General features: G+C 73.2%; 22 protein-coding genes and 1 tRNA gene. 9 read left to right on the top strand and 14 right to left on the bottom strand.

Annotation, left to right across the window (positions count from 1 at the left end):
• Positions 1-28: 28 nt before the first annotated feature.
• Positions 29-1870 carry an NHL domain-containing thioredoxin family protein gene (locus KBX06_RS13655; RefSeq protein WP_210834874.1) on the top strand — a complete coding sequence of 614 codons (1842 nt, stop codon included), beginning with the start codon at positions 29-31 and terminating at the stop codon, positions 1868-1870.
• 70 nt (positions 1871-1940) lie between these two features.
• Here the strand turns inward: KBX06_RS13655 and KBX06_RS13650 are convergent, their stop codons facing one another.
• The 3 genes from KBX06_RS13650 to KBX06_RS13640 are packed head-to-tail and all read right to left on the bottom strand — an operon-like array spanning position 1941 to position 4274.
• A complete protein-coding gene (locus KBX06_RS13650; protein ID WP_210834873.1) occupies positions 1941-2690 on the bottom strand; it encodes a LamB/YcsF family protein in 750 nt (249 codons plus the stop codon).
• Positions 2674-3531: a biotin-dependent carboxyltransferase family protein gene (locus KBX06_RS13645; protein ID WP_210834872.1), complete on the bottom strand. Its 858-nt coding sequence runs from the start codon at positions 3529-3531 to the stop codon at positions 2674-2676. The genes KBX06_RS13650 and KBX06_RS13645 overlap by 17 nt, the downstream gene beginning before the upstream one ends.
• Positions 3528-4274 carry an allophanate hydrolase subunit 1 gene (locus KBX06_RS13640; protein ID WP_210834871.1) on the bottom strand — a complete coding sequence of 249 codons (747 nt, stop codon included), beginning with the start codon at positions 4272-4274 and terminating at the stop codon, positions 3528-3530. The genes KBX06_RS13645 and KBX06_RS13640 overlap by 4 nt, the downstream gene beginning before the upstream one ends.
• A 107-nt stretch (positions 4275-4381) precedes the next feature.
• Here KBX06_RS13640 and KBX06_RS13635 point away from each other — a divergent pair, with 107 nt between their 5' ends.
• Positions 4382-5059 (top strand): hemolysin III family protein, encoded by a 678-nt coding sequence (locus tag KBX06_RS13635; protein ID WP_210834870.1) that lies wholly within the window; start codon positions 4382-4384, stop codon positions 5057-5059.
• Positions 5060-5116: 57 nt separating this feature from the next.
• Here the strand turns inward: KBX06_RS13635 and KBX06_RS13630 are convergent, their stop codons facing one another.
• Complete coding sequence (locus KBX06_RS13630; protein WP_210834869.1) at positions 5117-5401, bottom strand: DUF6458 family protein; 285 nt, start codon at positions 5399-5401, stop codon at positions 5117-5119.
• 115 nt (positions 5402-5516) lie between these two features.
• Between KBX06_RS13630 and KBX06_RS13625 the strand changes: the two genes are divergently transcribed.
• On the top strand, positions 5517-6053 hold the full coding sequence (locus KBX06_RS13625) for a histidine phosphatase family protein (protein ID WP_210834868.1): 537 nt from the start codon (positions 5517-5519) through the stop codon (positions 6051-6053).
• Positions 6054-6119: 66 nt separating this feature from the next.
• Here KBX06_RS13625 and KBX06_RS13620 read toward each other — a convergent pair whose 3' ends face one another.
• From KBX06_RS13620 to KBX06_RS13605, 4 genes are all read right to left on the bottom strand, one after another.
• Positions 6120-6389 (bottom strand): DUF6458 family protein, encoded by a 270-nt coding sequence (locus tag KBX06_RS13620; protein WP_013730795.1) that lies wholly within the window; start codon positions 6387-6389, stop codon positions 6120-6122.
• Positions 6390-7117: 728 nt separating this feature from the next.
• Entirely contained in the window at positions 7118-8974 is a 1857-nt protein-coding gene (locus tag KBX06_RS13615; RefSeq protein ID WP_210834931.1) for an acyl-CoA dehydrogenase, read from the bottom strand.
• 150 nt (positions 8975-9124) lie between these two features.
• Positions 9125-10252, bottom strand: coding sequence for a PP2C family protein-serine/threonine phosphatase (locus KBX06_RS13610; protein WP_210834867.1), 1128 nt, complete (start codon positions 10250-10252; stop codon positions 9125-9127).
• 100 nt (positions 10253-10352) lie between these two features.
• Entirely contained in the window at positions 10353-11045 is a 693-nt protein-coding gene (locus KBX06_RS13605; RefSeq protein WP_210834866.1) for a septal ring lytic transglycosylase RlpA family protein, read from the bottom strand.
• Positions 11046-11282: 237 nt separating this feature from the next.
• Here KBX06_RS13605 and KBX06_RS13600 point away from each other — a divergent pair, with 237 nt between their 5' ends.
• Positions 11283-11834, top strand: coding sequence for a phosphoribosyltransferase family protein (locus KBX06_RS13600; RefSeq protein WP_210834865.1), 552 nt, complete (start codon positions 11283-11285; stop codon positions 11832-11834).
• Positions 11835-11867: 33 nt separating this feature from the next.
• Positions 11868-12296, top strand: coding sequence for a hypothetical protein (locus tag KBX06_RS13595; protein WP_210834864.1), 429 nt, complete (start codon positions 11868-11870; stop codon positions 12294-12296).
• Here KBX06_RS13595 and KBX06_RS13590 read toward each other — a convergent pair.
• Positions 12289-12825 (bottom strand): alpha/beta hydrolase, encoded by a 537-nt coding sequence (locus KBX06_RS13590; protein WP_210834863.1) that lies wholly within the window; start codon positions 12823-12825, stop codon positions 12289-12291. The two genes, KBX06_RS13595 and KBX06_RS13590, sit on opposite strands and share 8 nt — an antisense overlap.
• Positions 12826-12929: 104 nt before the next feature.
• Here KBX06_RS13590 and KBX06_RS13585 point away from each other — a divergent pair, with 104 nt between their 5' ends.
• Positions 12930-13361 (top strand): ASCH domain-containing protein, encoded by a 432-nt coding sequence (locus tag KBX06_RS13585; RefSeq protein WP_210834862.1) that lies wholly within the window; start codon positions 12930-12932, stop codon positions 13359-13361.
• Between the two features lie 112 nt (positions 13362-13473).
• Here KBX06_RS13585 and KBX06_RS13580 read toward each other — a convergent pair whose 3' ends face one another.
• Positions 13474-14355, bottom strand: coding sequence for an LLM class flavin-dependent oxidoreductase (locus tag KBX06_RS13580; protein WP_210834861.1), 882 nt, complete (start codon positions 14353-14355; stop codon positions 13474-13476).
• Between the two features lie 96 nt (positions 14356-14451).
• On the opposite strand from KBX06_RS13580, the gene KBX06_RS13575 reads away from it, so the two are divergent.
• Entirely contained in the window at positions 14452-14772 is a 321-nt protein-coding gene (locus KBX06_RS13575; RefSeq protein WP_210834930.1) for a PadR family transcriptional regulator, read from the top strand.
• A gap of 127 nt (positions 14773-14899) precedes the next feature.
• Positions 14900-15997 (top strand): hypothetical protein, encoded by a 1098-nt coding sequence (locus KBX06_RS13570; RefSeq protein WP_210834860.1) that lies wholly within the window; start codon positions 14900-14902, stop codon positions 15995-15997.
• Between the two features lie 92 nt (positions 15998-16089).
• Here the strand turns inward: KBX06_RS13570 and KBX06_RS13565 are convergent, their stop codons facing one another.
• The gene (locus KBX06_RS13565; protein WP_210834859.1) at positions 16090-16869 is read right to left on the bottom strand and encodes a DUF4253 domain-containing protein; all 780 of its coding nucleotides are present in this window, start codon (positions 16867-16869) and stop codon (positions 16090-16092) included.
• A 220-nt stretch (positions 16870-17089) separates the two neighbouring features.
• Complete coding sequence (locus tag KBX06_RS13560) at positions 17090-17302, bottom strand: hypothetical protein (protein WP_210834858.1); 213 nt, start codon at positions 17300-17302, stop codon at positions 17090-17092.
• Between the two features lie 123 nt (positions 17303-17425).
• On the opposite strand from KBX06_RS13560, the gene KBX06_RS13555 reads away from it, so the two are divergent.
• Positions 17426-18163 (top strand): VOC family protein, encoded by a 738-nt coding sequence (locus tag KBX06_RS13555; protein ID WP_210834857.1) that lies wholly within the window; start codon positions 17426-17428, stop codon positions 18161-18163.
• Between the two features lie 137 nt (positions 18164-18300).
• On the opposite strand, the gene KBX06_RS13550 is transcribed toward KBX06_RS13555, so the two are convergent.
• Together KBX06_RS13550 and KBX06_RS13545 are read right to left on the bottom strand one after the other, a co-directional pair.
• Positions 18301-18621, bottom strand: coding sequence for a hypothetical protein (locus tag KBX06_RS13550; protein WP_210834856.1), 321 nt, complete (start codon positions 18619-18621; stop codon positions 18301-18303).
• Positions 18622-18911: 290 nt separating this feature from the next.
• Positions 18912-18985: transfer RNA gene (locus KBX06_RS13545), tRNA-Gly, on the bottom strand.
• Between the last annotated feature and the right edge of the window lie 263 nt (positions 18986-19248).

Below are 19248 nucleotides of genomic sequence, written 5' to 3'. Positions count from 1 at the left end.
TCCAGCACCACATGGCAGGCTGACAGGCATGGGAACGACACCGCGCGTACGAGCACCGGAGCTACGGGGCCGGCAGTGGCTGAACACCGGCGGGCGAGAGCTGAAGCTGTCCGATCTGCGCGGCAAGATCGTGATCGCGGATTTTTGGACCTTCTGCTGTATCAACTGCCTGCACGTGCTCGACGAGCTGCGCCCGCTGGAGGAGGAGTACGGCGACGTGCTCGTCGTGATCGGCGTGCACTCCCCGAAGTTCGAGCACGAGAAGGACCCGGACGCGCTGGCCGCCGCCGTGGAACGGTACGCCGTGCACCACCCCGTGCTCGACGACCCCGAGCTGGAGATGTGGCAGCAGTACGCGGCCCGCGCCTGGCCCACCCTGTCGGTGATCGACCCCGAGGGCTACGTGGTGGCGACGATGGCCGGCGAGGGCCACGCCGAAGGGCTCGCCCGGCTCATCGACGACCTGATCGCCACCCACGAGGCGAAGGGCACCCTGCACCGGGGCGACGGCCCGTACGTCCCGCCGGCCGAACCGGAGACCACGCTGCGCTTCCCGGGCAAGGCGGTGCTGCTGGAGAGCGGCAACCTGCTGGTGTCGGACTCGGCCCGGCACTCGCTGGCGGAGCTGGCCGGTGACGGCGAGACGCTGGTCCGCCGGATCGGGGCGGGCACCCGGGGCCGGGCCGACGGTCCCGCCGGAGCGGCCACCTTCTCCGAGCCGCAGGGGCTGTGCCTGCTGCCGGCGCACACCGCCGAGGTCGCCGGCTACGACCTCGTCGTCGCCGACACCGTCAACCACCTGCTGCGCGGCGTACGGCTGGCGGACGGGGAGGTGGTGACCGTCGCCGGCACCGGCCGGCAGTGGCGTTCCACGGTCGACGACCACTCGCACGACGCGCTCTCGGTCGACCTCTCCTCCCCGTGGGACCTGGCCTGGTACGACGGCAAGGTCGTCGTCGCGATGGCCGGCATCCACCAGCTCTGGTGGTTCGACCCGGTGAAGCGCACCGCCGGCATGTACGCGGGCACCACCGTCGAGGCCCTGCGCGACGGCCCAAGGACCGAGACGTGGATGGCGCAGCCGTCCGGGCTGTCCGTCTCCGCCGACGGCGCCCGGCTCTGGGTCGCCGACAGCGAGACCAGCGCGATCCGGTACGTCGAGAACGACGTCATGGGCACCGCCGTCGGGCAGGGGCTCTTCGACTTCGGGCACGTCGACGGGCCGGCGTCGCAGGCGCTGCTCCAGCACCCGCTGGGGGTGTGCGCGCTACCGGACGGCTCGGTGCTCATAGCCGACACGTACAACGGGGCGGTGCGCCGCTTCGACCCGGAGAGCGACCGGGTCTCGACGGTCGCCGACGGGCTCGCCGAGCCGAGCGACCTGGTGCTCACCCCGGCCGGCGAGGTGCTGGTGGTGGAGTCCGCCGCGCACCGGCTGACCCGGCTGGCGCCCGGCGCGCTCTCGGCCGCCGGCGCGAGCACCGTCGACGGCCCCCGCCACCGCACCGAGCGCAAGCCCACCGACGTGGCGGCCGGCGAGGTGACCCTGGACGTGATCTTCACCCCCGCGCCGGGGCAGAAGCTCGACGAGACGTACGGCCCGTCGACGCGGCTGGTGGTGTCGGCGTCGCCGCCGGAGCTGCTGGCGGAGGGAGCGGGGACCGGCACCGAACTGTCCCGCCGGCTGGTGATCGACGGCGCGGTGGCGGGGGGCGTGCTCCAGGTGACCGCTCAGGCGGCGACCTGCGACGCGGACGTCGAGCACGCGGCCTGCCATCTGACCCGGCAGGACTGGGGCGTACCGGTCCGGGTCGTCGACGGTGCCGCCGCCCGGCTCGCGCTGGTGCTGCGTGGCCTGGACGACGCCTGACGCCAGGCGACGCCGGTGGTTAGGAAGGGCCCCTTCCTATACAAGATGCGATTGGAAGGTGCCCTTCCTTTCACGCGAACGCAGTGAGCGTGACCCCCGCGTCGATCAGGGCGGCACGCACCAACTCGGCGCAGCGCACCGCGCCCGGGGTGTCGCCGTGCAGACAGATCGACTCGACCGGGCACGGGACGACGCTGCCGTCGACCGCGACCACGGTCCGCTCGGTGGCCATCCGCACCGCCCGGGCGGCCACCTCCTCCGGGTCGGTCACCAGCGCGCCGGGGGCGGTACGCGGCACCAGCGAGCCGTTGGGCAGGTAACCACGGTCGGCGAAGCCCTCGGCGACCACCCGCAGCCCGGCGCCGGCGGCGAGCTGGGCGAGGACCGAGCCGGGCGCGCAGAGCAGCGGCAGCTGGTCGTCGTGGTCGCCGACCGCCGCGACCAGCGCCGCCGCCTGGACCTCGTCGCAGGCGGCGGCATGGTAGAGCGCCCCGTGCGGCTTCAGGTAGCGGACCCGGGTGCGGAACAGCCGGCAGAACGCCTCCAGGGCCCCGAGCTGGTAGGTGACCTCGTCGCGCAGCTCCGCGAAGGCGTACGCGATGTGCCGCCGGCCGAAGCCGGCGAGGTCCCGGTAGCCGACCTGCGCCCCGACGGCCACCCCGCGCTCGGCGGCGCCCTCGCAGACCCGGCGCATGGTGGACGCGTCGCCGGCGTGGAAGCCGCAGGCGACGTTGGCGGAGGTGATCAGGTCCAGCAGCGCGGCGTCGTCGCCGAGCCGCCAGATGCCGAATCCCTCGCCGAGGTCAGCGTTGAGGTCCATGAAATCTGACCGTAGTCCCTGGGCGGGCCTGCGCGAGCGGGGTCACGTCGTCCACCACCCCGACGACGGGGTAACCGCCGGTGGTCGGATGGTCGGCGAGGAAGATCAACGGTTGGCCGTCCGCCGGCACCTGCACCGCGCCGAGCACGATGCCCTCGCTGGGCAGTTCCCCGGCCACCGCGCGGGGCAGCGCCGCGCCGGTGAGTCGCGCGCCGATCCGGTTGCTGACCGGGCTCACCGTGTACGCGCTGCCGAACAGCCGGTCCAGCGCAGCAGCGGTGAACCAGTCGTCGCGGGGGCCGAGCCGCAGGGTCAGCCGCAGCTCGGTCGGGGCGGGTGACGGGACGGTGACGTCCACGCCGGCGGGCGGCCCGGTCGGTGCGCCCAGGGGCAGCCGGTCGCCGTCGCGCAGCGGCGGCGGGCCGAGCCCGGAGAGGGTGTCGGTGGCGCGGCTGCCGAGTACCGGCTCGACGGCGATCCCGCCGCCGACGGCCAGCCAGCTGCGCAGGCCCTCGCGGGGCGGGCCGATCCGCAGCACGGCGCCCGCCGGCACCGCCAGCGGCCGACCCACGTCACCGGGGCGGTCGCCGACCCGTACGGCGGCATCGGCACCGGTCACCGCGACCGCCGTCGCGCGGAGGAACCGCAGCTCGCAGCCGGTCATCGTGATCTCCAGGCCGGCTGCGGACTCCGGGTTGCCGACGAGCCGGTTGGCCAGCCGCAGCGCCGCCGGGTCGAGCGCGCCCGACCGGGGTACGCCGAGGTGTGCCCAACCGGCCCGCCCCAGGTCCTGAACGGTGGTCAGCGCCCCCGCGCGGAGCACCTCGACCGACCCGGTCACGCGGCCACCAGGCGTACCCGGGTGCCGGGGGTGAGCCGGGCCGGTGGGTCGGCGTGCACGTCGAAGAGGGACATCCCGGTGCGCCCGACCAGCAGCCAGCCGCCGGGCGAGGCCGCCGGATAGATCCCGGCGTACGGGCCGGCCAGGGCGACCGCGCCGGCCGGCACCCGGGGGCGCGGGGTGGACAGCCGGGGCACCGCGAGTTCGGCGGGGAGCCCGGAAAGGTAGGCGAACCCGGGGGCGAAGCCGCAGAAGGCCACCCGGAACCGGGTACGCCGCAGCCGGTCGACCACCGCCGGCACGGCCACGCCCCAGTGGTCGGCGACGATGGGCAGGTCCTCCCCGTCGTACGTCACCGGAACCTCGACCAGGCCGACTCCGTCTGCCCCGATGCCCGCGTCGCCCCGCGACCCGCCCGTGATCGGCCCGCCGGCTACCGCCGGGTCGGCTGCCGGCCCGCTGGCGGCGGGCGGCCCACCGGGTGCCGACGCGCTGGCGGCAGGCGGCCCACCGGGTGCCCCGGGCGCGTCCGGGCCGGGCTGCCATGCGGCGATCCGCGCGGCCGTCGTGGCCGGGTCCGGCACGCCGTCGAGCAGGACGGTGGTGGCCGCCGGTACGATCTCGACGGCGGTGAGCTCGCCGCGGTCGCGCCGCCGCCACAGCTCGGCCCGCCACGCCTCCACCTGATCGGCGCCGGCACAGTCGATCAGCAGGGCGTGGGCCCCGACGGGTCGGATCCGCATCCCGTCATACTTCCCGACGGGCGTACGGCACCAGGGTCGGTCGCCTGCCGTGCCACGTGACCGTACGCACTACTTGAAAGTAACTTACGGTGCCGTAACCTAGGGGCGTGACCACCTCCGCACCGCTTCGACTCAAGCCTGTCGACATCGGTAAGCCCCGGATGCGCGGCTGGCTGCACACGTACGCGTTCTTCGTCGCCCTCGTCTGCGGCGTCGTGCTCTGCGCGGTCGCCGCCGCCCGACCGGGCTGGGCCCCACTGGTCAGTTGCCTCATCTACAGCGTGACGGTGTGTGGGCTCTTCGGCACGAGCGCGCTCTACCACCGACGGGTGTGGACCGAGCGCGGCTACCAGATCATGCGGCGGATGGACCATTCGATGATCTTCGTGTTCATCGCCGGCACCTACACGCCGTTCTGCGTACTGCTGCTGGAGCCCCGGCCGGCCACGATCATGCTGGCGCTGGTGTGGGGCGGCGCGCTCGCCGGCGTGGCGCTCAAGCTGGTCTGGCCGCACGCCCCACGCTGGGTCTCCGCCCCGCTCTACCTTGCGCTCGGCTGGGTCTCGGTCGCGATGCTGCCCGACATCCTGCACCGGGGTGGCGTCACGGCCCTGGTGCTGCTCAGCGTGGGCGGCGCGATCTACAGCGTGGGCGCGGTCTGTTACGCGCTGCGCCGGCCCAACCCCTGGCCCACCGTCTTCGGCCACCACGAGTTCTTCCACGCCTGCACGCTCCTGGCGGCGCTCTGCCACCACATCGCCATCTACTTCGCCCTCTTCGCCTGACGGAACGACGGGGGCCCCGCCGCGTGGCGGAGCCCCCGAAAGAACGTGTTCCGTGTTTCAGACGGTGCGGCGCGGCCGACGCACCTCGCGGTACTCCTCCACGACCCGGTCGTCCTGCACCGGCACGACCTGCTCGGCGACCACCCGCTCGCCGCGCACCGGGGCGGCCACCGTGCGGCGGCGCGAGTTCCAGAAGTAGAGGGTGAGCAGCAGCCCGGCCACCCCGGCGAGCATCAGCACCCAGCCGACCACGGCCAGGTTGAGCCAGCCGAGATCCGCCTCCACGGCGAACGCGAAGATCGCACCCAACGCGATCAGGAAGATACTGCCACCAAAGCCCATCTCGTCGCCTCCTCGGCTGTCCCCTGGCGTTTCCTTCCGCCGCGGCCATCGGTGAGGGTGCGGCATCCATCGACTTACCCAGGCGCTCGGATCGCCAATCGGGCAAGCTGGGGACATGACGGACGCTTGCGCCCAGGGGCGCGCTCTGGTGCTGCTCCGGCACGCCAAGGCCGAGCCACCCGGCGATGGGCCGGACGCCCAGCGTCCCCTGGCCGCGCGGGGTCAGGCCGACGCGGCCGCGGCCGGCGCCTGGCTGGCCAAGCACGAGCTGCTGCCGGACGTGGTCATCTGCTCGACCGCCCGACGCACCCGGGAGACCTGGCACGGCGTGGCGATGGGCATGACCGGATCCCCGCCGGAGGGCGGTTCGGCCGGCCCCGCCCCCGTCGTGCGATACGCGGCTGACGCGTACGAGGCCCAGCCGGAGGACCTGCTCACGCTGGCCCGTGACGTGGATCCGACCGCCCGTACGGTGCTGCTGATCGCGCACAACCCGGGCATCTCGCTGCTCTCGGCGCTGCTCGACCCCGAGCGGGCGGACCAGGACGGGATGCGCACCAGCGACCTGGCGGTGCACCGGCTGAGGGTCGCCTGGTCGGAACTCGGCCCGAACAGGGCGCCGATCGTCGACCGGCACACCACACGCGGCTGAGCCACCCGCCGGCGTCGCGTGGCGGGTGGCTCAAGACGGCGGCTCCGCACGGCCGCCGGTGGCGGCTCAGGACGGTGGCGCCGTCGGCGGCGGCGGATCGGGCGGCGGTGGCATCATCGCGGTCGGGTGTGAGAGCCGGTTCTCCTCGACGATCAGGGTTCGCGCCCGCTTGCGACGGTCCTGCCAGAACCAGAGCGTGGTGAGCAGAACGCCCAGCCCGGCCAGGATGAACACCCAGCCGACCGCGCGCAGGTCGACCCACCAGACGTTGGCTCTGATGGCGAAGGTCAGGATCGCGCCGATGGCGATCAGGAAGATCCCGCTACCAATGCCCATGTGCGCTGCACTCCCCCGTGCGGTGGCTCTGGGCGTTCTCTGACGTGGCCTTGCGACGGTTACCCGCCACACCGCCCGACTACCCGGATGGCACCCGCGAATAGCGGGGTGAGCTTCGTTCCGGCAGCCCGCGATGTCCCGGCCGGCCACCCCGACACCCGTCGGCCAACTGCCCAGAGTGACTGAGCGTGAAGATGCGCGCCCATAACGGAACGTAGCGGCGGTTGTTCGGTGCCGCGATCCTCCAAACGGACATAGTGCTTGTACTTCGCGAAGTAACGCGGTCGACGGTCACCATCGCCACCACCCCGCAGACGCTTTGCTCTGCAGCCGCGGACGCACCAGGCACGCAGCGTCACTGGTGCCTCCGTGGCTGCAGAGCAAAGCGCGAAGAGGGAAGGGTGGGAGGAAAGGGACCTCGTGACGCTAGGTAAGGCCCCTCCGGCGTCCCCAGCGTGCTGCATGGACCTTGGGCTGCCGCAGAGAGCCCGTGACGCGGGCAGCGCCAGGTCCGGGGTCAGCGTCCAGCGGGAATCGGCGACCGGCCCAGGGGCAGTCGCCGACCGGGGGCAGCCGCCGGGCCGAAACTGGCCTCCGGCGCAGGGCCAGCGTCCGACGCGGCAGAGGAACGACGACGGCCGGCGGACTGCTGCCCGCCGGCCGTCGTGCCGATCAGCGTCGGGTCCTCCCCGGCGCCACCGCTGCGCCCTGAAGCGCTACGGCGTACCTCAGAAGGCCTCCTCCGGGAGGTCCATGATGTCCAGGTCGGTGCCCTCGACGATCCGGCGGTCGGCGCCGATGCGCGGCAGCACCTCGCGGGCGAAGAACCGGGCGGCGGCCACCTTGCCGGTGTAGAACGCCTTGTCGGCGGCGGAGACCTCGCCGGCCAGGGCCTTCAGCGCCACGTCGGCCTGCTTCTGCAGCAGCCAACCGACGACCAGGTCGCCGATCGCCAGCAGGAAGCGGCGGCTGCTCAGACCGACCTTGTAGAGCGCCCGGGTGTCCCCGCCCTGCGCCTCGCCGAGCCAGCCGGTCATCACGCCGATCATGTTCTGGATCTCGGCGAGCGCCTTGCCCAGCGCCTGCCGTTCCTCCTTGAGCTGGCCGTTGCCGGCCTCGGTGGCGATGAACTCCTGGATCTCGCCGGCAACCGCCATCAGGGCCTTGCCGTTGTCCCGGACGATCTTGCGGAAGATGAGGTCGAGGCTCTGGATCGCCGTGGTGCCCTCGTAGAGGGTGTCGATCTTGGCGTCCCGGACGTACTGCTCCAGGGGGTAGTCCTGAAGGAAGCCGGAACCGCCGAAGGTCTGCAGCGACTCGTGGCCGAGCAGCTCGTACGCCCGCTCCGAGCCGACGCCCTTGACCAGCGGGAGGAGCAGGTCGTTGACCCGCTTGGCGAGCTTGGTCGCCTTCTCGTCGCCCGCCGCCTCGGCGATGGCGACCTTGTCCTGCCAGGTGGCGGTGTAGCAGACCAGGGCGCGCAGGCCCTCGGCGTACGACTTCTGCAGCATCAGCGAGCGGCGCACGTCCGGGTGGTGGGTGATCGTGACGCGCGGCGCGGTCTTGTCCGCCATCTGGGTCAGGTCGGCGCCCTGCACCCGGTTCTTGGCGTACTCCAGGGCGTTCAGGTAGCCGGTCGAGAGGGTGGCGATGGCCTTGGTGCCGACCATCATCCGGGCGTTCTCAATGATCATGAACATCTGCCGGATGCCCTCGTGCTTCTCGCCCAGCAGCCAGCCCTTGGCCGGCAGGCCGTGCTCGCCGAAGGTCACCTCGCAGGTGTTGGAGACCTTCAGGCCCATCTTGTGCTCGACGTTGGTGGCGAAGACGCCGTTGCGCTCGCCCAGCTCGCCGGTGTTCTCGTCGAAGTGGTACTTCGGCACCACGAAGAGGGACAGGCCCTTGGTGCCCGGGCCGCCGACACCCTCGACGCCGACCGGACGGGCCAGCACGTAGTGGATGATGTTGTCGCTCAGGTCGTGCTCGGCGGACGTGATGAAGCGCTTCACGCCCTCGATGTGCCAGGAGCCGTCGGGCTGCTGGATGGCGCGTGCCCGGCCGGCGCCCACGTCCGAGCCGGCGTCCGGCTCGGTGAGCACCATCGTGGAACCCCACTGCTTGTCAGCGAAGAGCTTCGCCCACCGCTTCTGCTGCTCGGTGCCCTCGACCTGCAGCACGTGCGCGAAGGACGGCCCGGAGGAGTACATCCACACGGCGGCGTTGGCGCCGAGGATCAGCTCGGCGAGCGACCACACCAGCGCCCGGGGCGCGTTGCTGCCGTCCAGCTCGGTCGGGAGCTCCAGCCGCCAGAACTCGGATTCCATGAACGTCCGGTACGACTTCTTGAACGGCTCCGGCAGCGGCGCGGTGTGCGTGGCCGGGTCGAAGACCGGCGGGTTACGGTCGCTGTCCGTGTAGCTGGCGGCCAGATCCTCGCGGGCGAGGCGGTCGACCTCGGCGAGGATGTCGCGCGCGGTGTCGACATCCAGGTCCGTGTACGGCTCCTGGCTGAACGCCTGGTCCGCCCCGAAGACCTCGAAGAGGTTGAACTCGAGGTCCCGAAGGTTGCTCTTGTAGTGGGTCATGCTCACTGGCCCCGCTTCCGGACAGGTGTTACCGATCAGTAACCCAGACTGTATTACCGATGGGTAGGCAGCGACAAGCCGATCTCAGAAGTGACGGCGATTACACACTTCCCGTTCGGGTTGCGAACGGACATGCGCGGCAGGGGCGGCTCAGCTCTCGGCCGCGCCGACCTCCCAGCTCGGCACGGCGACCGTCGCGGCGCCGCGCGAGCCCGTGTACTCCATCAGGACCAGGGCGATGTCGTCGTCGAGCCGGCCGTGCACCCACTCGACGAGAGCCGTCTCCAGCGAGGCGAGCCCATCGCCGACGGTGCCGTGGCCGAGCAGCCGCCAGGCCCGGTCCGCGGTCGGGAAGAACTCGCCGTCCCGGCGCGCCTCGCCGAGCCCGTCGGTGAAGAGCAGCAGCCGGTCGCCGGGCTCCAACCGCTCGACCCGCGGGCGGACCACCGGCATGAAGCCCAGTGGCGGGGCGGGGGCCGGCGGTTCGAGCGGGATGACGGCGCCCCGGCGCAGCAGCAGCGGCGGCGGGTGCCCGCAGTTGACGATGGTGAGCGTGCCGCCCCGCTCCTCGACCAGCGCGGCGGTGACGAAGTCCTCGTCGCCCACGCTCCGGGCAACCGCCCGGTCCAGGTCGGTCACGACGGCCCGCAGGTCCGCCCGCTCGTACGCCACGTGCCGGTACGAGCCCAGCACGATGCTGGCGAGCCGCACCGCGTCGAGGCCCTTGCCCCGCACGTCGCCGATGATCATCCGCACCCCGTACGGCGTGTCGACCGCCTCGTACAGGTCACCGCCGATCTCGGCGGTCGCGGTCGAGGAGATGTAGCGGGCGGCCACCGAGAGCGAGCCGACCTGCGGACCGAGCGGGCGCAGCACGGCCTGCTGGGCGACCGAGGCCAGCCGGGACAGCTCGGCGATCCGCTCGGCCTGACGCTGCCGTACGGCTGCCGTGGCGACCGCGATCGCGGTGCCCAGCGCGATGCCCGCTACGGCGACCGTGGTGGGGAGCGCCACGGTCTCCTCGCCGAACGCGAATCCGGCGCCCAGGGCGGTGGCGGTCAGGCCCACACCGAGCACGATCCGCCACGACGCCAGCGCCGCGGTCAGGAACGGCGCGGCCACCATGAGCGCGATGTAGTTCGCCGCACGGCCGTCGGCCAGCTCCACGGCCGAGACGATCGCGAGCAGGACGAAGGCCGCGCCGAGGCCGGCGCGGGATCCGGGGCTCAGTGGGCCGGGGCCCGACTGGAAGGGTCGCGTGCGTACGAGGGACAGCATGCCTGATGGACGTGTGCGGGTGAATGAACCTGACCCGTCGAACGAGGATGTTCTGCCCACCCGGATCGAGTCGGCGGGCCGATCGTGACCCGGCGGGCGCTCAGCCGAGCACCTCGTAGCGGACCTGGACGTGGCCGGCGTCGAGCGAGGCGATGTCGGCGAAGGCGGCCCGGGACAGGTCCAGGCAGCGCCCCTCGACGAAGGGGCCACGATCGTTGATGCGCACCGTCACGGACCTGCCGTTCGCCGGGTTGGTGACCCGGACCTTCGTGTTGAACGGCAGGGTCTTGTGGGCGGCGGTCAGCGCGGACGGGTCGAAGTTCTCACCGTTGGCGGTGAGCTGCCCCTCCGCGTAGAACGAGGCGCCACACGAGCCGCTGTCGACGACCGGGCGGACGGTGCTGCTCTTCTTCGGCGCGGTGGGCTTCGGCGCGGTGGGCTTCGGCGCGGTGGGCTTCGGCGCGGTGGGCTTCGGCGCGGTGGTGCGCGGCTTGCTCCGGGAGGGGGCCTGGGTGGACCGGCCGGCCTTGGGGCTCGCGGTCGCGCTCGGTGAGGCGCTGACGCTCGGCGACGTGCTGGCGCTGGGCGGTACGGCCGGCGACGTGGGGGCGGCACCGGTGGGCAGGCCGGTGGGCGCGACGTCGACGGCGACCGGCCGGACGGTCTCCGCGTCCGAGGTCAACTGGACGGCACCGACGGTGCCACCCACGGCGAGCGCGACCCCGACGGCCGCGGTGGCCGCGATGCCGGCCGGCGAGGAGAACATGCGGGTACGGGAGTGCCTGCCAGCCACCGGTGCGGTCCTTTCGCCTGCTCAACAAACCGGGTCGGACCGTAACGAGAGAAGCACTTCCGACGTCAACGTGATCATAGTGGTATGGCCGTAATTGCGGTGATACGTGTAGCCGATCATCCGACCCGTGGTGGCCCGGGCGCCCCGGGTACGGCTGCGGCTCGACGCCCCGGAGCCGGTGCGGGGCGGGGCGGGGCCGGGCCGTCCGGGTCGCCGCCGTGGCGGAGGATGGGGGGCATGCCATCCGAGCTGAGCGGACGCCTCGCCGCGCTGGTCAGGTGGATCGACCCCGGCCCCGGCGCCAGCCACCTGGTCAGCGACGTCTCCGGCTGGTGGCGGGACCCGGAGGTCCTCGCCCGGCTGGGGCCCGCCCTCGTGGCGCCGTTCCGGGCCGCCCGGCCCACGGTGGTCGTCTCGCCGGCGGTCACCGGCTACCTGCTCGGTCCGCTCGCCGCGACGGCGCTCGGGGTCGGCTTCGTGCCGGCGCACAAGCCGGGCGACGGCCGGCTGCCCGCCGGGGCGCTCACCTGGGCGCAGAGCCCGCCGGACTTCCGGGGCCGGCAAGTCGACCTGGCCGTACGCGACCACGGTGTCGGCCGGGGTGACCGGGTGCTGGTGGTGGACGACTGGGTGGCCACCGGGGCGCAGGTACGCGCGCTCTACGAGATCTGCGCCGCGCGGGGCGCAGAGCCCGTCGGCACCGCCACCGTCGTGCTCGACTGCGCCCCGGCGGTCGCCACCGAACTGCGCGTCCGGGGGCTCGTGGACGGCGCCGACCTGACGACTTGACCTGAACCTCGGTTCAGGTCCGAAGATCGCCCCATGGGTGAGGCGATCCTGGACGAGGCGTACCAACGGCTGCACCGCACCGGCCCCGAGTACGAGGGCGGGCTCTCCGACCACGGGCCGATGGCCGTGGAGGCGCTGGTCCGCCACGGCCACGACCGGACGGTGCACCGCTGGCTGGACGCGTACCTGGGCCGTCCGCGTCGTACGCACGCCCACCCGGCCGCTGTAGGCGGCGAGCGTCGCCGCGGCCTGGTCCGCGACGGCGGCCGTGACCTCGGTGTACGCCCCGACGCAGCCGGCCGCGCCACCGCCGGTGGCCACCGGCGCCCCGGCGCAGGTCTTCGCGCGGCCGGCGCGGCACGGCGATGCGCACGTGGTGAAGCTGGCCGACGCGGTGCTGGACGCGCACACGGCGAGCGGCGACGAGCGGGTGCGCCGTCGCCGGACATGCCGGTCAGCTGATCTGAACGAAGTCCTCGACGGCCGTGCAGACCCGGCCGAGCGCCTCCGCCGAGCGGGCCAGCGGGCCGGGCACCATCAGCGCGTGGTCGGCCTGCTCGACCTCCACCACGTGCGGGGTGAGCCGGCGGGCGAGCGAGCCGTCCCAGGACGGGTCCGCCGTGCCGCCCACCAGCAGGAAGGGCGCGGTGGCGCGGCGCAGGCCGTCGACCACGGCGGGCACGTGCAGCAGCGGGGTGAGCCAGACGGCCGGCAGCCCGCGGTCGGCCGCGAGCGGCGTGGCCATCGAGCCGAGCGACTTGCCGACCAGCAGGCCCGTGGGCTCGACGAGGGTCGGGCCGACCTGCCCGATCACCCATTCGACGGCCGCCCCGGGCCCCTCCCGGTCGGGGGCCAACCGCTCCGGCACCTCCCAGGTGACGGCGTGCAGTGCGTAGCCGGCGCGGCGCAGCGCCTCGCCGACGTAGACGAAGAGCGGAAACCGGGTGTCGTAGCCCCTGCCGGGGATGAGCACCACGCGCCTGTCCGTCATGCCGCCTCCCGGTCGTCGTCCCACCCACCGTAACGCCCACCGCACCCTCGGTGGGGGCGGAAATGCGGCGGCGGGCGGCCGGCGCCGACGGTACCGTCGGCAGGATGTGGCCTCGGATCGGTGGACTGCGCGCCCTCCCCCTCGGCACCCCCGGCGAGCTGCGGACGCGGCTCAACACCCTGGTGCTCGCCGGGGTGAAGACGGCGACCGCCGGGCTGAGCACCGAGTACGCCGAGGAGGGCGAGGAACTGGAACACACCGGCGAACGGTTGGCCCTCGTCGACGACGAGGACGCGCTGGTCGGCGTCGTGGAGGTCACCGGCGTCGAGGTGGTCCGCTTCGCGGACGTGCCGTGGGACTTCGCCCGCTCCGAAGGGGAGGGTGACCGCTCCATCGAGGAGTGGCGGGCGGGCCACGCCGCCTACTGGGCGGGCGTGGGCACCCCCGTCACCGACGACAGCGAGGTCGTCTGCATCCGGTTCCGGCTGGTCTCCGCCAGCGATGGCGGGATCGCCACGGGGGACCTCGGCACCTGAGCGCGCCCGGTCGCGGCCGACCACGACGGGGCAGTGCGCGTGGGTGGCCGCGATCCGCCGCGCCGACCGGGACACCCCGCCCCGCAGCTGCTCGACGCGCCCGTCGGCCTGTTCAGGCGCGACGCAGCTCGGGCAGCAGGCGGGTGGCCACGTCCGCCAGGACGGCCTCGTCGCCGGCGTACCAACTGCTGGCCCGGGGCCAGTGCGTGACCACGTCGGTGAAGCCGAGGGCGGCGGCCCGGCCGACCTGGTCGGCGAAGAACTCGGCGCTGCGCAGCGAGAAGACCGGCGCGGAGTCGAGCGAGAGGTAGCGGTCCAGGGTGCCCGGGTCGCGGCCGGCCGTGGCGAGCGCCCCGTCCATCCGGGCGGCGGCCTCGGCCACCCCGTGCCACCAGCTCTCCAGGTCGTCCACCGTGGAGCCGGTGGTGACCCAGCCCTGACCGAAGCGGGCCACCAGCCGCATCGACCGGGGCCCGTTGGCGGCCACCACGAACGGCACCCGGGGCGTCTGCACGCAGCCCGGGTTGCTCCGGGCGTCCACGGCGGTGAACCACTTCCCGCGCCAGGTCGTGCCGTCCTCGCGCAGGATGAGGTCGAGCAGCTCGGTGAACTCGGCGAACCGGTCGACCCGCTGGCGGGGCGGCAGCGTCTCCCCGCCCAGCACGGCCGAGTCGAAGCCGATGCCGCCCGCGCCGAGGCCGAGCAGCAACCGGCCGCCGGAGACGTCGTCGAGCGCGGTGACCTGCCGCGCGAACGCCGCCGGGTGCCGGAAGTTCGGCGAGGCGACCAGCGTGCCGAGCCGGATCCGGGAGGTCACCGTCGCGGCGGCGGTCAGCGTGGTCACCGAGTCGAACCAGGGCCCGTCGACCAGGTCCCGCCAGCCCAGGTGGTCGTACGTCCAGGCGTGGTCGAAGCCCCACTCGTCCGCCTGCCGCCAGCGGCGCCGGGAGTCGGACCAGCGCTGGTCGGGAAGGATCACGATGCCAATCCGCATGGCCGCCAGCCTAGAACCGGCGCCGCCAGGGTGCCCGCCCGCACGGGACCTTGACCACATATCGATGATCTGACTATCGTCTGGCCCGTGACCGCGATGCGTGAGCCGACCTTCCTGATCCTCACCGCGCTGGCCGGTGGTCCACGCCACGGCTACGGCATCATCCGGGAGGTCACCACCCTGTCCGCGCAGCGCGTCACCCTGCTGCCGGGCACCCTCTACGCCGCGCTGGACCGGTTGCACGCGCAGGGGCTCGTCGCTCCCGACCGCGAGGAGACGGTCGACGGCCGGCTCCGCCGCTACTACCGCCTCACCCCGGACGGGATCGGAGCCCTGGACGCCGAGACCGCCCGGCTGCGCCAGCTCGCCACCGCCGCCGAGAGCCGGCTACGCGCACTGCGCCCCGGCACCGCCTGACCGCCTCCGCCCACCCGCTCCCGCACCACCCGGACCCGGCCGGCACCACGCGCTGCCGCCCGGCCACCACCGACATCTGCCACAGTCGCACCGACCCGCCCGGTGCGTACCGATCGGAAGGACAGCCATGCCGACGACCGGCGACCGGCTCGCCCGCCGCTACCGGCGGCTGCTGTTCTGTCATCCCCGCGCCTACCGACGGGCCCGGGCCGACGAGATCGTCGGGGTCCTGCTCGACGCGGCACCGGCGGGCCGCACGCGCCCCACGCCGCGCGAGGCCGCCAACCTGATCCGGCACGGCCTGCGCTGCCGGCTGGGACGACCGGCCAGCCGTACGGTGGGCGTCTGGGCCACCCTCACCGCCGTCATCTGCGGCCTGTTCACCGCCGCCCTCGCCACCCGGGCCGCCTGGGAGACCTCGGCTCCGCAGCCCGACCGGGCCGAGACCGCCGCCGTCTTCGCCGCCGTGCTGCCCGGTCACGAACTCGGCGACGTCGACCTGGCGCCAGCGCTCTTCACCTTCTACAGCCAGCCGCTCACCGTGCGGGCGCTCGACAACCTGCTGCTCGGCGACGGCGGCGAATACCAACAGAGCGCCGTCGTGGCCGGCGCCGCCGGCACGCCGCGCATGCCCGCCGACGAGACGCTCGCGCTGGCGCAGCGGCGCCTGCGCGAGACCGGCTGGCAGGTGTACGCGCCGACGGTGCACAGCGTCCCGGGCTGTGCCGACAAGACGTGCACCCCGGTCGTCACGGTCACCGACACCACCCTGCTCGCCCGACGCGGCGACACGGTCCTCCAACTCCATGTCGCCGCCCCGCCGTCACCCGACGGCGACGACCCGTCGCTGACGCTGAGCCGGACTACACCGCCGGCCGTGCTGCCGGCCGGTGTCGCCGGCGGCCTGCTCGGAGCGGCCCTCGGCTGGCTGGTCTTCGGTTGGGCCAGCCGGCGGACCGAGGCGGCGCACCCCGCCCGGGCAGCGGTCGGCGTCCTGCTCGCGATCACCCTGGCCCTCTGGTGGACGCCCGTCCTGCTGGCCGCCCCCCACCTGCTCCGGCACCACCGCGCCGAGCCGCACCCGACGTGGCACCCGCTGTGGGAGTGGCTGGGTCAACCGGCGGCCTCGCTGCTGTTCGTGGTGGGCGCGGCGAGCGCGCTGCTGACGCTGGCGCTGGCCGCCGCACCCCGACGCAGCCCGCTGCCGACGGCCGCCGTCGGCTGACCGCCGCAGGAATTCGCCCGACCGGGCAGCGCCCGGCGTGGGCGGCGGCGGACCGGTCGGCATCCGCCACGCCGCACCGGCTCCCTCCGGCGTCAGTCCCACCAGAACGACCAGGAGCGCACGCCCAGGATCTGCTCGGCATAGGCGGCCAGCGTCTCGGCACCCTGCCAGACGTTGTCCGGGCAGAAGGCGAAGTGCTCGGCCGCGACCGCCAGGGCGTGCCCGGTGGAGGTCGGCGGCGCGGCCACGCTCAGCTGCAGGGTGGCGAAGCCGACGCCGACCACCCGTACGCCGAACCGGTCCTCCCAGCTCCGCAGCACCGCCGAGATCTCCCCGGCGTCGCCGGTGTGGTTCGTCGGGCCGGACCAACCCGCCACGGCGAGGGTGTCCGCGCTGCGGACGGCCGGCACCAGCCCGAGACGCGTCCGACCGTCGGCGAGGAAGTCCGCGCACTGGTCGGCGAGCTCGTCGGGCTGCTCCGTCTGGACGCCGGGCGGGGCGAGACCCGGCCAGTTCCGGCCGAACGGGGCCGTGACGGCAGACGTGCCGTCCTCGTCGGTCGACGTGCAGCCGGCCCACCACCCGGCCAGCAGTTCCGCGACGTCGTGGTGCTCCGGCGACGACATGTCGGCCGGAAACACCTCGCCGTCGACCCACGGGCGGCTCTCCTCGCTCGACAGCCCGCTCAGCAGCAGCGGCCAGAGCCCGGACTCCGGATGCCGCGACCGCAGCCACGCCCACAGCCCAGGATCGGGCGGGGCGTCGCTCAGCCAGTACGGCGGCGGCCCGCCGTCCTCCGGCTCGACCATGCGGCCGGCCGGCAGCGCCGACTGCGGTAGCGAACTGAGCGACTTGGAGAGGTTCGGAATCACGGCGGGAGCGTAGGCGGCCCGTACGACCTGACCGGCCCTCCTGCGACGCCTCGAGCCCATGCGGCTCGTCCTGCCGGCGGAGCCCGCCGGTCGGCCCCGGTGGATCCGGCGGCTTCGCCGCTGGCCGACCGGCCGTAGGTCCAGGGCGGCGTCACACGCACGCGGCGGCCTCGCCGCCGTCGGACCCCCGCGGTGTCGACGGCGCGCAGCGGTACGGGTGTCAGGCCGGCGCCAGGATCAGCCAACCGAAGCCGACGACGTCGCGGTAGCCGTCGAGGTATTCGGCACGCCGCTCGTCGGCGAACGCACGTGCCTCCGGCGTGGAGAGGCGTTCGATGCCTGCGGTGCCGGCCGGCGCGGTGAGGATCACGTCGACTGCCCATAGCATCTGCCTTGATTGGGCAGGGCAGTAGCCGAGCTTGTTGCCGATCATGACCGACTGGCGCGGGGTGGTGCCGAAGCAAGACGCCGGACTCAGCGCAGAGCGATCACCAGGAACTGCCCGCAGGCCGGTTCGGGCACCACCGCATCTCGACGGGCCCCTAAAATCGCCGGCATGGCAACCCGGCTCGTTCAAATCAACATGAAGGCTCGGGACGACTCGGCGCTCGGCGGCTTCTGGGCGAAGGTGCTCGGCTGGGGAGTCTCCAGCGAGGGACCCGGCGTGACCAACCTCGAACCCGAGGGCTTTGTCTACCCCGACCCCGTCGCCGTCTGCCTCGACCTCATCGTCTCCCCGGAACCGAAGACGGTCAAGAACCGCGTGCACGTCGACCTCGCCACCGCCTCTGCGGCCCAGCAGGCGGAGATGGTCACGCGCCTCAAGGAACTCGGCGCGACACCTGCCGACGTAGGCCAAGGCGACGCCCCGTGGACGGTCATGGCCGACCCGGAGGGCAACGAGTTCTGCGTCCTGGACCCACGTCCGCTCTACCGCGACACCGGGCCGATCGCCGCGGTGGTGGTCGACTGCGCGGATCCGCGAGCCATGGCCCGCTTCTGGGGCGAGGCCACGGACTGGACCCTGCACGAGGTGACCGACCACCACGCTGTGCTGCGCTCCGCCAAGGGCGTCGGCCCATACCTGCGGTTCCTCCGCACACCCGACGTGAAGACCGGGTGGAACCGCGTCCACCTCGACATCCGCCCGTACCCGGGTGACGACCTGGCGGCCGAAGCGGCCAGAATCCGAACCCTCGGCGCCACCGTCATCGACCTCGGCCAGGACGATGTCCCGTGGACCATCCTCGCAGACCCGGAGGGCAACGAGTTCTGCCTCCTCACCCCCGGCTGACCCGACCCCTCGTCAGCCGCCTCCAGAGGGGCATCGCACAAGATCCGCCCGTGGGGCGGCCATCCAAGGTCGGCGCCGTCTCCAAGGGCCTCGGTTGGCCTGAATCGACCCCGGCTGTGGCCCGTGGATCGCCCGGCCTACCCGTCCTCGAACGGCTCGTCCAGCCACCGGAACCCCGCCTCTTCGCCCTCGATGCTCAAGAGAAACTCGGCCACCTGGCGGCCGTCCGGGTAGGTCATGATGAGGGCGGCCCGGATGTCGTCGTCGATCCGGATCATGGCCTCGTCGTCGTCCGTGTCGAGGGCGGCGTTCCGGGCGACGAAGAGCGGACGTAGCGGCTCGAACCCCGGCCGCGGACGGAACCTGCCGTACGTCCACGGGAAGTCGCGAGTCTGCTCGTCGATCTCACCGACCAGCTCACCCCGGTGGTACAGCCGCCACACCCTGCCCGCATCCACCTCGACAGCGTAGGCGGCAATGGGGCGGTCAACTCCAATGTGGTGTGGGGGACCCGGGAAGGCCGAGGGCAAGCCGGCGGAGCCGGCGCGGAAGGCAAGCCGGAAAAGGGCACGGCAAGCCGAAGGCCAAGGGCAAGGACCGGAAGCGGGATGGCGACCCAGGCGACGGGACGGCCGGAGACGTGGCCCGGCGCCGGTAGTGGCCCGTGGATGGCCCGAGACACGATCATGGGTCCAGTGGACGTCGAAGGCCCTGACCGGGACTGTCGTCCTGGCCAGGGCCTTCGTGTTGGAGCGGGTGACGGGAATCGAACCCGCACTGTCAGCTTGGGAAGCTGATGTTCTGCCATTGAACTACACCCGCAGGCGGCACCACTGTACCTGAGTCGTCACGCCGGTGCACCCAGGTACCCCTCCGCCGCTCCCCGGTGTCCCGACCTCGGCAGCGATCGGCCCCCGCAGGGGCGTGAACCCACCAGGGTCTCGCCGGGGCCTCGCGGCGACCTCGTCGGGCCGCCGGCCGCCCACCAGCAGACGTCAGCCGCGCCGCCGCCAGGAAGAAGTTTCAGCGCGGCAACATATGGGCGTTCTCAAATCCTTCGATCAGTTGTAACGTCTGCCCAACGT

The sequence above is a fragment of the Micromonospora sp. C31 genome, from assembly GCF_018070575.1.
Lineage (GTDB): Bacteria > Actinomycetota > Actinomycetes > Mycobacteriales > Micromonosporaceae > Micromonospora.
Note: the sequence above shows the minus strand (reverse complement) of the source record. Positions and strands in the feature narration are given on the sequence as shown.